At 48.0% G+C, this 13,231-nt stretch carries 11 protein-coding genes; 8 read left to right on the top strand and 3 right to left on the bottom strand.

Translation table 11 applies throughout. From position 1 onward, the window contains the following. Window positions 1-556: 556 nt before the first annotated feature. Complete coding sequence (gene glmS, locus PRIO_RS29655; protein WP_020427135.1) at window positions 557-2,389, top strand: glutamine--fructose-6-phosphate transaminase (isomerizing); 1,833 nt, start codon at window positions 557-559, stop codon at window positions 2,387-2,389. Between the two features lie 241 nt (window positions 2,390-2,630). Here the strand turns inward: glmS and PRIO_RS29650 are convergent, their stop codons facing one another. Together PRIO_RS29650 and PRIO_RS29645 are read right to left on the bottom strand one after the other, a co-directional pair. Continuing rightward, complete coding sequence (locus PRIO_RS29650) at window positions 2,631-3,797, bottom strand: MFS transporter (RefSeq protein ID WP_020427134.1); 1,167 nt, start codon at window positions 3,795-3,797, stop codon at window positions 2,631-2,633. Window positions 3,798-3,803: 6 nt separating this feature from the next. After that, entirely contained in the window at window positions 3,804-4,088 is a 285-nt protein-coding gene (locus PRIO_RS29645; RefSeq protein ID WP_020427133.1) for an Atu4866 domain-containing protein, read from the bottom strand. Between the two features lie 178 nt (window positions 4,089-4,266). Here PRIO_RS29645 and PRIO_RS29640 point away from each other — a divergent pair, with 178 nt between their 5' ends. After that, entirely contained in the window at window positions 4,267-5,199 is a 933-nt protein-coding gene (locus PRIO_RS29640) for an AraC family transcriptional regulator (RefSeq protein ID WP_039786636.1), read from the top strand. 359 nt (window positions 5,200-5,558) lie between these two features. Here PRIO_RS29640 and PRIO_RS29635 read toward each other — a convergent pair whose 3' ends face one another. Then, window positions 5,559-5,921: a hypothetical protein gene (locus tag PRIO_RS29635; protein WP_020427131.1), complete on the bottom strand. Its 363-nt coding sequence runs from the start codon at window positions 5,919-5,921 to the stop codon at window positions 5,559-5,561. A gap of 857 nt (window positions 5,922-6,778) precedes the next feature. Between PRIO_RS29635 and PRIO_RS29630 the strand changes: the two genes are divergently transcribed. From PRIO_RS29630 to PRIO_RS29605, 6 genes are all read left to right on the top strand, one after another. Next, a complete protein-coding gene (locus PRIO_RS29630) occupies window positions 6,779-7,621 on the top strand; it encodes a transporter substrate-binding domain-containing protein (RefSeq protein WP_020427129.1) in 843 nt (280 codons plus the stop codon). Between the two features lie 18 nt (window positions 7,622-7,639). Beyond that, window positions 7,640-8,974, top strand: coding sequence for a CapA family protein (locus tag PRIO_RS29625; RefSeq protein ID WP_020427128.1), 1,335 nt, complete (start codon window positions 7,640-7,642; stop codon window positions 8,972-8,974). Between the two features lie 43 nt (window positions 8,975-9,017). Then, window positions 9,018-9,776 carry an amino acid ABC transporter permease gene (locus PRIO_RS29620; protein ID WP_020427127.1) on the top strand — a complete coding sequence of 253 codons (759 nt, stop codon included), beginning with the start codon at window positions 9,018-9,020 and terminating at the stop codon, window positions 9,774-9,776. Continuing rightward, a complete protein-coding gene (locus tag PRIO_RS29615) occupies window positions 9,776-10,528 on the top strand; it encodes an amino acid ABC transporter ATP-binding protein (protein WP_020427126.1) in 753 nt (250 codons plus the stop codon). Before PRIO_RS29620 ends, PRIO_RS29615 begins: the two co-directional genes overlap by 1 nt. A 255-nt stretch (window positions 10,529-10,783) precedes the next feature. After that, window positions 10,784-12,196, top strand: a complete 1,413-nt coding sequence (locus PRIO_RS29610) for an ABC transporter substrate-binding protein (protein ID WP_039786632.1) — start codon at window positions 10,784-10,786, stop codon at window positions 12,194-12,196. A gap of 60 nt (window positions 12,197-12,256) precedes the next feature. After that, window positions 12,257-13,228, top strand: a complete 972-nt coding sequence (locus tag PRIO_RS29605; protein WP_020427123.1) for a carbohydrate ABC transporter permease — start codon at window positions 12,257-12,259, stop codon at window positions 13,226-13,228. The last annotated feature ends 3 nt before the right edge of the window (window positions 13,229-13,231 follow it).

Genomic DNA, 13,231 nt, shown 5'->3' with positions numbered 1-13,231 from the left:
TACAGCGTTGCAAAAATGATGTAAGGTGCATATAATAGATTAAGTGTCATTCCAGAAGGAAAGCGGGGATAGTAAGGTTGGCAACAGCAAGCGCCAGAGCTTGATCTTGCGCGGGGGAGAAGGGACAGCAGTTGCCTATAGGGCAAGGCTTGAACGGATCACGGCAGATGTAAGCTGACGAGGTGGAGGTGTTCGAAATGTTCGGCGGGGACCTCCCGGTGATGCACCAGAGCCGTAAATGGAAGCGGAAAATGCGAGGGCGACCTTTCACACAACGTTTCTGTGGGTGCAACCAGAAGTTATTTTTCATTTCATGGGCTAGTGCAGTAACGGAGAGAAACACAGAGCGTTCTGCTGCGGCAGAGGAGAAGACTGTGCATTTCATGAACATAGATACAAGGGAAACGGATACTGTTCTTTTTTAAGGATTGCGTAATCGTGTGAACTTGGTGAGCCTGAAATACAACAGAATATTTGCTTTTTCTCAAAAACATGCCGCACGGCACGTTTCTTTCCTTATGCCGCCCACACTATAAATTGGACGGGGGAAATTATAATGTGTGGTATTGTAGGATATATCGGGAATCAGAATTCGCAGGGGATCTTGGTAGAGGGCTTGAAGAAGCTGGAGTATCGCGGTTATGATTCGGCAGGGATTGCCGTATTTACCAAAGAGGGCCTTCAGGTTGTAAAAGCACAAGGCCGTATGGCGAACCTGGAATCCAGACTGGAAGCAACTCCACTTACCGGCAGCGCCGGAATCGGGCATACACGGTGGGCGACGCATGGTAAACCTTCCGATGAGAACTCCCACCCGCACACCGACGAGAGCAAGAAGTTCTCGGTCGTACACAACGGGATTGTGGAGAACTACCTTGACCTTAAGGAAGAACTGATTGCCGGGGGATGCCACTTTACTTCCGAAACGGATACGGAGGTTATTTCCCACCTGATCGCCCGCGAATATAATGGTGATATTGTAAAAGCTGTACAAAAAGCGATCACCTTCATGCGCGGTGCATTTGCACTGGGAGTTCTGACTGAATATGAGCCCGACAAACTGGTGGCTGTGCGTCAAGCAAGCCCGCTGATCATTGGTCTGGGTGAGGGCGAAAACTTTATCGGGTCCGACATTCCCGCTTTGCTGGAATATACCCGCAACGTATATATTTTGAACGACGGCGAAATGGCTGTACTGACACGGGATGCTGTCGAATTGATGACGATTGAAGGCAACTTTATTTCTCGGGAAATGATTACTGTCGATTGGGATGCAGTTACCGCAGAAAAAGGCGGCTATGAGCATTTCATGCTGAAAGAAATCCACGAGCAGCCAAAAGCATACCGCGATACGATGCGTGGACGTACGAATGCTGAAGGCAGCAAAGTGATTCTGCCAGAGCTTAACCTGACGGAAGAGCAGATCAAGAACATCCGCAACATCCAGATTGTTGCCTGTGGTACGGCTTATAATGCAGGACTTGTTGGACGCAATCTGATCGAGTCCCTGGTACGTATTCCTGTAGAAAATGATATCGCTTCGGAATACCGTTACCGTTCGCCGATCGTTACACCGGAAACCCTGGTTATCGTAGTTAGCCAATCCGGCGAAACTGCGGATACACTGGCAGCGCTGCGTGAAGGGCAAGCGAACGGTGCGCATGTACTGGCAATTACTAACGTAGTGGGCAGCTCCATTGCCCGTGAAGCTAATGATGTGCTGGTGACCCTGGCTGGACCGGAAATTGCCGTAGCTTCCACCAAAGCCTACACTTCACAGATTATTGCATTCACGCTGCTTGGTCTGTATCTGGCTGAAGTGCGCGGTACTCAGAGCGAAGCACAGGTCGCTGAGATTTTGGCCGCTATGCAATCCCTGCCAGAGCAGGTAGAACAAATTCTCGCACAAAAAGAAGCGATCAAAACCTACGCTGAGCAGATTGCTGAACATAAGCACCTGTTCTTCATTGGCCGCGGCGTTGATTACGCTGTTGCTCAGGAAGGCTCGCTGAAGCTGAAAGAAATCTCCTATATTCACTCCGAAGCTTACGCTGCGGGCGAATTGAAGCACGGCACCCTGGCGCTGATCGAAGAGGGCGTTCCGGTGATTGCCCTGGCCACCCAGGAATCCGTTCTGGAGAAAACCGTCAGCAACATCAAGGAAGTAAAAGCCCGCGGCGCTGACGTCCTGGCGATTACGCACGAAGAGCACGTTACCGACCTGTTGAAATCCGTCGATCAAGCCTTCGTGATTCCTAAGACCCTGCCGCTGCTGACCGCTGCATTGTCCGTAGTTACGCTGCAATTGCTCGCCTACTACGCTTCGCTGGCCCTGGGCCACGATGTCGATAAACCACGAAACCTGGCGAAAAGCGTTACGGTGGAGTAAGGGGTTAAGGTATTATAAAATCTTTTGTTCAGTGAAAATAAAGTTTGACATCCAGATTAAACAACATGACTCCAGTGCGGGGCTGCCTTCGGGTAGCCCCGTTTTTATTTGCTTCTGGGGGTGGGACGAACGTAAATCAGGATAGGACACCGTTCGACGTGAATGGATCGTTCCTTCTGTCATTCCTTGATTTTGTAGAATCTTTCATCATTCCCTCGAAGTATTACTGAACCACTTTATTTTAAACGGCTTGCTCTACAGCTTCGCGATTTTTCTTTCTTGTCATCGAGTAGAGGGCGGAGAGGATAGATAAGAGTATAATCAACCCGCCTGCTACAGGATTGACGGAAATGCTGTATTGGCTCACTACGAAGCCGCCTATCATGGAGCCGAGTGCGACTCCAATGTGAAGCGACGAAGTATTGAAGCTGAGCTGAATATCCGCTGATTCGGGAGCCGTCTCGATAAGATAGCTCTGAATGGCCGGGCTTGGCGCCATATTGAAGGTACACCAGACAGCGACCACCAGCAATAAGCTGAACAAGTTGGATACGGCGTAAGGCAGCAGCAGAATCGCTGCGGCATGCAGCACGAGCGTGAGGATGATCGTCTTCCGCGGCCCCAGCTTGTCGGAGGACCAGCCGCCGATCCAGCCACCGGCAATTCCGGCGAGGCCGTAAACCAGGAGCACCAGACTGATTATAGGTGCGGATAAGCCCATTGTTGTTTGCAGATAAGGCGTAATATATGCATAGATCGTAAATTGACCTGTCATCTGCAGTATGGAAACCAAATGGACCGAGAGAATCTTGGAGCTCTTCAACGTGCCAAGCTGTGTCCGGAGAGAAACTGACGGTTGCGGCGGCGTTTTAGGCAGAAAGCGCTGTACGCATAAAGCCACAATCAATGTAAGTGCGGCGATTAAGACAAACGTCATTCTCCAGCCCCAGCGATCGCCAATCCATGTGCCGAGCGGCACGCCAAGCATCAGGGCAGCGCTCAAACCCATGAATATAATGCCGATTGCGCGGCCTTTTAATGCCTGAGGCACGATGCTGGCCGCCAATGTAATGGACAGAATGATGATGACAGAGCAGCTTGCGGCAAGCACTACTCTGGAAATCAGGAGCAGGGTAAAATTCGGACTAATAATGGACAGGATATTCCCCGCAAAAAACACACACATCGCGATAATGAGCAGCCTGCGCCGCTCCATATTGGCCGTCAAGCTAATAATAACCGGTGATCCGAGGGCGAACACAAGAGAATATACGGTAACGAGCTGTCCCGCGGCCGCAACGGAAACCTGCAGGTCCTGGGCAATCATTTCGATAATGCCCGCAATGACCAGCTCGACCGTACCGACGACAAAGGCGGCAATCGTTAAAATCCAGACTCTTCTATCCATATCTCCTCAATCCTCCTTGCTTTCCCGAAACAGAATCATACCGGCATGATAGAGAATTCCGTCCCGGAATTCCCCGTCAGCGGTAAAGCCTGTATCATCGACATAATCGATATGGTTGCCCGTGATTGTATAACTGCCTGTGTAGGCGCTTTTTCGGTTGCCGCGCGCCTCGTCATACCGGCCGTTCGTCAATAGTTCATGACGAATATAATCGTCCGCCGTAACCCACATCCCTACATACGGCTTGTTGTTCCCGGAGTTCATATTGTTTAAATCAGTGTTTATCTTCATAAGCAATCTTCTCCTTTAATCATTTACAGCCGCTATAGATATTATGAGGCACTTGAAAAATGGACAGATAGAAGATTCATCGCAAAAGATTGCTCATTCCTTTCAAGCAACTAAACGAAACAGAAGGAAGAAGCTATAATAACTGTAGTAAGTGTTCTGAGATGGAAGGTGGGGAAACGTGCCGAAAACAACAAACCTTATACAAAAACAGAAAGAACTCGCGGAGCTTATTGACCGGTTCTCACCCGGGGAAGGGGTTCACGCGACGGACATACCATCCTTATACTGTATTCGAAGCTCGAAGATCACCGAGCCAATCTATAGAGTTCATGAACCTGCTTTATGCATCGTTGCCCAGGGTAAAAAAGAAGTGATGCTGACAGAGGAGAGATACCAATACGGACCTTCGGATTATCTTGTGGTTTCGGTTGATTTGCCGGTATCGGGGCAGATTATTGAAGCTTTATCCGATGTGCCGTACTTGTGCTTCAGGCTTGATTTTAAGCCTGCTCAAATTGTAGAGATTCTGGAGGAGTCCGAACTTCGCGCGGTTCAACCAGCGGATTCCAGGCGCGGGCTGTTTATCAGCCAAACAAGCACTTCCCTTCTTGATGCCGCTATAAGGCTTGTACGGTTATTGGAGACACCTGAGGACATTAAAGCTTTGGCACCAATGTACATTCGTGAAATCTTGTACAGGATTTTGAAAGGGCAGCAGGGGGATGTGCTGAAGCAGATTGCTGTGGAGGGAAGCAGCGCTTACCGGATCAAGGAGGTCATCGAGCAAATCAAGCAGAATTATGCCCAGCCGCTGCGAATCGAGGAGCTGGCCGAGCTGGCTAATATGAGCCCTTCATCGTTGCATAGACATTTTAAAGAAGTCACAGCGATGAGCCCTCTGCAGTATCAGAAAAGAATCAGATTGCAGGAAGCGCGGCGCCTGCTGTTATCCGAAACTGCTGATGCGGCGGAAGCCGCTTTTCAGGTAGGCTATGACAGTCCCTCTCATTTCAGCCGTGAGTATGCAAGGATGTTCGGCCTGCCGCCGATCGCCGATATGAAACGACTGCGCGCGATGGTGGCTGGGGGACGTTGGAATCCGCAAACTTAATGCTCTGATCGCGAATTTCAACCGGCTGCTTCTTGATTTTTTGCCACTGCTCATGCAAGTGCAACCCGTTTCCACAACTCATCCCGTTCCAATGAGCTGTAATTCACCAGCTTCTCATGGAATACATCTCTCCCAATACCTCAAGCCACATTGATTTCGTTAAAATTCTGTTTTTCGCCGCGGTTTCTTTCTATGGGTCAGTGGACAATAGTTGTAAAAAAGCAGATTTGTTTCCGGGTCTACAATCGGTCTGATCAAGGTGTACTCATGGCGAATAGGATCAAAGAAGATCCCAACCATCCATAAACTCATCCATTGAGTTGTAGCCAAATCTTTTATACAGTGGGTAGTCAGGGTCACTAAAACGCCGATCTTGCTCCAACAAGTAAATTCCAAGGATCGTGAACCGGTAAAACAGTTAAACCTATTTTTCCTAAATAAGGTTGAAGGGTACTAGAAATCGAGTCGACATTTACAAGTCTGCCACCGGTATCGGGATATGTTTGATTATTTTCTTTAAAATACTCGGAAAGCAGCTTTGCAATATGTTGCAAATCCTCCCAGGCCTTCTTTTGTTTGTCTGTCAGTAAGGGGCGGGCATCCTCTGGTGAATTTGCCGACTTAATCCCCGGATAATTCGTCTTCGCGTAATTTTCCAACTCTTCTGCTACAGTAAGGTAGCGGTGTCCGTCAGGCAACGGCGTTAATGTTCCGTTTTCCAAAAGACCAAGAAATTCTCTTTCAAATGTAGGCCGAATAGTAAGCACCACTCTCGCACTGCCAGAACGCATTTGTTGGAAACTGAAAATTGGAGGGTGTTATTGAAATGGCTAAACTGATCTACGCTGCTAACATATCATTGGAAGCGACGCAAGAGTGAAATTCACTCTATTCCTTTATTTTCTTTGATCAAATACATCTAGAGAGCAGCCTGAAAGAATGATAAATTTCAATCCCGCCTGCAAAGCCGCTAACTTAGCGGCTTTTTTTATGTACTAGTTCTTATTTTACATCTACGGCATAGATTACGTCGTTGACTTTCAGGCACTGAATCATTCAGTATAAAAATGGATAATGCTGTGAATCAATTGAAACAATTGCCGGTCCACAGTTTGAAGTGCATAGTAGATTGCAGATAGAATGGGGGTCTCAGTGCCGCTTGCCTATTTGCTTGGCATATGGATTGCAGCATTTACGGTGGACGAATGGCTGCACGGAATAATGATGCTGCTCCGCTGGAGAAGCAGGGTCTGGGAGAAGAAGGACTGGTAAAGCCTGTCCCCATTTCGGACAACGGCGTAGAAGCGCAGGCCTAAACAAGGCAGTTTTAACTGAAAATATTAGTTCAACGCAACAGCGACAGTCCAGGACTTTATTCGTCCTTAGCTGCCGCTGTTTCTTCTGAACGGTTCCCCGTTTCCTATCTTAAATCGTCGACGTAATTCGCCATTTTCCGTCATAATACTGCCGTTGTGCCTTGACACAGTGTATACCCCGTGACATAATATTTTCATACTAAATTACTATGATAAGTTGGGGATCATGGTTTTTTCCGTTACTAAACGAGGGGGAAGTTACAATGAAAAAGAGATTTTTGCCAGGTGTATTTATATTGTTGCTGGGAGTTATTATTGCGGGTTGCGGAAACAAAAGTGAGGCAGGCTCCGGAGCGCAAAACGATGCGGGAGCAGGCTCGAAGACCATCGTTGCGGCGACGAGCGGGGTTAGCAATCCATTCAGTTATGATAAAGACGGCAAATTGACCGGATACGATGTTGAAGTTATGAAGGCTATTTTTGAAGGTCTTCCCGAATATAAATTGGAGGTTCAGGCCATTGAATTCGAAGGCATTCTGACAGGCCTGGATAATGGACGTTTCCAATTGGGCGCAAATAATTTTGGCTCCAATGCGGAAAGACGCAGTAAATACAATTTCTCTCTGCCAATTATTGAAAATGCGAATGTGTTCGTTGTCCGCAAGGATGACAATACCCTCAAGTCCGTTGAAGATCTGAAAGGCTACAAGGCTGTGACTGAAGTAGGCAACTCCGGCGCAACACTGCTGGAAAATTATAACGCGGATCATCCGGATGCCAAAGCAGAAATTATGTATACCGACGAAAACTTCGTAAAGCAGTTTGAAGGGATTGAAGCAGGGCGGTATGATGTGCGCATCATTTCCCGCGTTTCAGCCGAAAAGGCGATTAAAGAGCATGGTTTTACCAACCTGAAGGTAGTTCCTTTCTCTACTGAAAACAGCGATCCGGGTTCCTATATCCTGTTCTCCAAATCTGCAGACAGTACGCTGCTCGATGCAGTCAACAAAAGAATCAAGGAAATTTATAATGATGGAACTTTGCTGAAAATTAGCGAAGAACAACTGGGCGGCGATTACTTGCCTAAGAAAGAATTAATGGAGTAACAGGAGAAAGGTGAGGACATGAAATTTCTAGTCACAGGAGATGCACTGTTCTCCAGCAGCAATTTATATAAAACCATGGACCCGGAGCTTCTTGCTCTTTTGCAGGGAGCTGATGAGGTTTTTACCAATGCAGAGTTCGTCACGCCCAGAAAAAATACGGCTCCGGCTGCAGGCCGCGGCTATCAGACAAGTGTGCGGCCCAAGGCGCTGGACGAGTTTGGGCATTTGAATATTCGTTATGTCAGCTTTGCGAATAATCACACGGGTGATTACGGGGTTGAAGGACTTGTTGACACCATTGAAGAGGCGGAAGAACGCGGCTTGATCCCTTTGGGTGTTGGAATGAGTCTGCACGAAGCCCGTAAGCCGGTGTTTGTGGATACAGCAGACGGCCGTATTGCGATCATTACCATTGATGTGACGCGAAGTGAAGTATTTGCAGCATCCAACCCCGGAAACGGGGTTCCGGCCCGTCCGGGAGTTAATCCTCTTCGCTGGTCCCGTACGTATGTCGTTAATGATCAGGATTTCGAAGCACTGAAAGAGATCAGTGAACGAATCGGCATCGCTCCAAGCATGGAGATAGGCAAACGAATCGAGACCTACAAAAGCAAATCGGAAAATCATTATGAATTCGGCTCTCTGTTCGAAGGATACCTGACCTTTGAAAAAGGAGATCAGTCCCGTGTCAAAACGACGGCGCATGAACAGGATCAGCAGGAAATTTTCCGGACAATTCGTGATGCGAGGGAACGTAGTGATTTTGTTTTTGTAAGCTTGCATACGCATGAAGGGGAGAATGAGAACTGGTATTCGGATTACCCCGCAGAATTTATCGAAACCTTTGCGCGTGGTGCGGTGGATGCGGGAGCGAGCTGTGTATTCGGACATGGCGCCCACTTTACCAGAGGCGTGGAACTGTACCAGGGACAGCCCATTTTCTATAACTTGGGCAGCCTGTTTATGGAGTTTGAGGCAGGAGAATCGATTATTTCTCCAGAAATGTTCACGGCCTACGGTTATGCTGAGAATGAATCTCCATCTACCCTGCACAAAAATAGAACCAAAGACAGCGAAGGAAACTGGCAGGGCTTCTATAGTGACCGGAAGTTTTCGGAGAACTTTTTGGTATCGTTTGATCTTAGTGTGGAGGAAAACCGGTTTGACTACGAACTGATCCCGATTGATCTTAGGCTTACTCATCCCACTGTGACCAAGCGCGGTTTGCCTGTGCTGGCTTCCGAAGAAGCTGCTGCATCCTTGGTTGAAAGGCTGAATGCCGTAAGTAAAGAACGTTATAATACGGAAATTGTCTGCGAAGGAAAGTTTTTTAACGTTAAAAAATGGAAATAATTCCGTTTCGTGTAAAATGAACATGGAAGGAATGTAAAACTTCATGGGAAAGATTTTTGATATTAACGCGGTGTTCACATCAATTCCTCGTCTGTTAGAGGTTCTTCCTGTGAGTCTGCAAATCACTGTGATTTCAATGATAGTCGGCCTCGTGTTTGCTTTGATATTTGCAGTGATCCGTATGAAAAAAATCCCTGTATTGAGTCAACTGGTTACTGTCTTTATCTCGTTCATACGGGGGACACCAATCATTGTTCAGTTATACTTGACCTATAATGGTATTCCGTTGTTATTAAAATTCATTAATCAGCAGTACGGGACAGATTACAACATCAATGCTGTGCCTGCAATGCTTTTTGTTTTGGTTACTTTTGCGTTCAATGAAGCAGCTTACAATTCCGAAACCATTCGCGCTGCTCTGCAGTCGGTGAATAAAGGCCAGATCGAAGCTGCCGAATCACTGGGCATGACTTATCTCCAGGTTTTGAGAAGAGTCATCGTCCCTGAAGCGCTTGTCGTTGCGATTCCGCCGCTTGGAAATGCATTAATCGGATTGTTGAAGGGAACATCCTTAGCGTTTGTTGCAGGGGTTATCGAAATGACCGCGAAAGGTAAAATTATTTCAGGGAGCAACTTCCGGTTTTTTGAAGTTTACCTCGCACTTGCCATTATTTATTGGGTCATGACGATTATTATTGAACAAATTCTTAGATATCTGGAGAAAAGATTTTCAATTCCTGACCCCGTTGGGCAAAAAGTGAACCGTGGCGGTTGGTTTTCTTGGGGAAGGAGGGAGATCTGATGATCAGGGTAAGCCATTTATCCAAATCCTTTCACGGGAATTTAATCCTGGACGATATTTCGGTTGAGATTGAAAAGGGAGATGTCGTGGCCTTGATCGGTTCGTCCGGTGCGGGCAAATCCACATTTTTGCGTGCGTTGAACTGCCTTGAAAAAGCGGATCAAGGTGTGCTGGATCTGGAAGGATTCAAGATCGACTTTAGTACGATTACGGGCAAACAGCGGCTGGAGCTTCGGAAGCAAACAGCGATGGTTTTTCAGCATTTCAATCTGTTTCAGCATCGGACAGCGCTGGATAATGTAAAGGAAGGCTTGAAGATCGTTAAAAAAATGAATGATCGCGAAGCTTCGCAAATTGCCAAAGAGCAATTGGAGCAAGTGGGGCTTTCCGAACGGGCTCATTATTATCCCAAGCATCTGTCCGGAGGCCAACAGCAGCGTGTTGGCATCGCCCGGGCTCTTGCCATGAAGCCCAAGCTGCTGTTGCTGGACGAACCCACCTCAGCTCTTGATCCTGAGCTGGTGGGCGAGGTGCTTCAAACCATCAAAAAGACAGCGGCTACCGGTCAAACGATGATTCTCGTTTCCCATGAAATGAGTTTTGTATATGAAGTAGCAAACAAGGTACTCTTTTTGGATAAGGGGAAAATTGTTGAAGAGGGGACTCCGGACGAGGTCTTCAATCATCCTAAATCCGCGAGGGCAAAAGAATTTCTTCAAAACTATTTCCGCAACAAATCCAGCAATCTCTGATATTAGCCCAGTTCTTTTCGTATACATTTTTTTGTTAGACAGCAAATACACCCCGGGAAGGCGCCTAACAGGTGCCTTCCCGGGGTGTTTATTTTTAGCCAGTCACGGGTCATAGGGCGGCGGCTGCCTGAACGAAATCCAATAAAAGTGGAATTTTACCCAATGATCGGTTCCTTATGCCTGCGGACCATCGGTTCTATAATTATGTATGCGGTTACACAAAGCCGAGGAATCAATATAAAGGGGAGGCAAAGTATGAAAAGTATGAAACGTGTTTTAGTAGGGATCTCTACTATGCTTGTGATGACAACTGCTCTTACAGCGTGCGGAGGAAACTCGAATTCTAAATCTAACTCATCCAGTCCAAGCGAAGCTCCAGCAGCTTCGGCCAGTGCATCAGCGGCACCAGCCAAGGGAGATGGCTCGAAGGTCACCATCAATCTCTGGAGCTTCACGGACGAGATTCCAAACATGAGCAAAAAGTATCTGGAAACTCATCCCGACGCAAATGTGGAATTTAAAACTACGGTGATTGCAACCACGGATGGCGCGTATCAGCCTGCTCTTGACCAGGCTCTGGCCGCTGGCGGGAAGGATGCTCCGGATATTTTTGCGGCTGAAGCGGCGTTTGTCCTCAAATATACGCAAGGCGATGCATCCGGCTATGCTGCTAACTATGCGGACCTGGGCCTTGACGATCAGATGGTGAAGGATGCGGGTATTGCCCAATATTCGGTTGACATCGGCAGCAAAGACGGGCAATTGAAAGGACTCGGCTACCAGGCGACCGGCGGAGCCTTTATCTATCGCCGCTCGATTGCCAAGGATGTTTTTGGATCAGATGATCCGGCCACTATCAAGAATGAAGTTGGACCTGGCTGGGAGAAGTTCTATGAGGCGGCTGCCAAGCTAAAAGCCAAAGGGTATGGCATCGTTTCCGGAGATGGCGATATTTGGCACGCGATCGAGAACAGCTCTGAGAAAGGCTGGATTGTCGATGGCAAGCTGCATATCGATCCGAAGCGTGAAGAGTTCCTTGATCTCTCCAAGAAGCTGAAGGATAACGGTTATCACAACGATACGACGGACTGGACGGAAGCATGGTACGCAGATATGTCCGGCTCCGGTGCCCAGCCGGTCTTCGGTTTCTTCGGTCCCGCTTGGCTCATAAACTATACGATGAGCGGACAAGTAAAAGACACGAATGGCGACTGGGCAGTTACCGAACCGCCGACAGGCTTCTTCTGGGGAGGCACCTGGCTGCTTGCCAACAAAGACGTTACCAAGGATGATGCCAAGAAACAGGCTGTTGCAGACTTTATCAAGTGGGTGACGCTCGATACCTCCGAAACCGGGCTCCAATATTACTGGGCTAACGGAACGATGAAAGAGGGCGAGCAAGGCACGAAGGACAGTGTTGCCTCCTCTGTCGTCATGGCGAAGTCTAACGGCGAAGTTCCGCTGCTCGGCGGACAGAACATGTTCGATGTGTTCGTTCCGGCCAACGCTAACGCTTCCGGCAAGAACTTGACCCAGTACGACGAAACGATTAACAAGCTATGGCGCGAGCAAGTACGCGAATATACTGCGGGCAACAAAGACCGCGCTAAAGCGATTGAAACCTTCAAGCAGCAGGTCAAAGACCAGCTTGGTATCGATAGCGAATAAGAAAGAATCGGAGGGACGGGGAGTTATCCCGTCCCTTCATATAACTAAAGGGGTGAGAGCATGCGCCGCAAAGGTGTGAACTACTCAAAATTCGGCTATATCTTCACGTTGCCGTTTGTTTTGGCATTTCTGATCTTCTCGTTATATCCCATTTTATACACCGCAGTCATCGGGTTCACCAATATGCAGGGGCTGATACCCAAACCGGTTCATATTTTGGATAACCCGTTTCAGAATTTCAAAGACCTCCTTTTTGATAACGTCTCATTCCGGAAGTCTCTAATCAACACCGGGTTGCTCTGGATCGTCAACTTCATTCCTCAGATCGTTCTCGCGCTTTTGCTCACTGCCTGGTTCACGAACAAGCGCCTTAACATAAAGGGACAAGGTGCGTTCAAGGTTCTGCTCTATATGCCGAATATTATCACAGCGGGTACAATCGCCGTGCTTTTCAGCAGTTTGTTTGCTTATCCGATGGGGCCCGTAAACAGTATTTTTGAGATGCTGGGATGGTCCGATGCTCCGATTTTCTTCCTTCAGGATAAGACAACAGCGCGGGGCATTGTGGCGTTCATCCAGTTCTGGATGTGGTACGGCAACACCATGATCGTTCTTGTCGCAGGTGTTATGGGCATAAATCCCGCTCTCTTCGAGTCTGCGGCGATTGACGGCGCCAACGGATTCCAGACCTTTTTCCGTATTACGCTGCCGAGCCTCCGTACCATCTTGCTATTTACGCTGATTACATCGATGGTCGGCGGGTTGACCATGTTCGATATTCCACAGTTGTTTCTTGCGGGCGGACCGGACGACTCCACGCTTACCACGTCCATGTTCATCTATGGGCAGGCGTTCAAGGGAAGCTATATGTACAATCGCGCTGCAGCCGCGAGCATGATCATGTTCGTCATTGCGGCCATATTGTCTGGATTGGTGTTCTATCTAATGCGTGACCGCGACGCGGGTAGAATGAAGAAAGCGGAAAAGAATTATAAAAAATCTGCCAAAGCAGCAGCCGTGAGGGAGGTATAGCAG

It is taken from the genome of Paenibacillus riograndensis SBR5, assembly GCF_000981585.1.
Lineage (GTDB): Bacteria > Bacillota > Bacilli > Paenibacillales > Paenibacillaceae > Paenibacillus_AQ > Paenibacillus_AQ riograndensis.
This window is presented reverse-complemented; position numbering and strand designations above follow the sequence as displayed.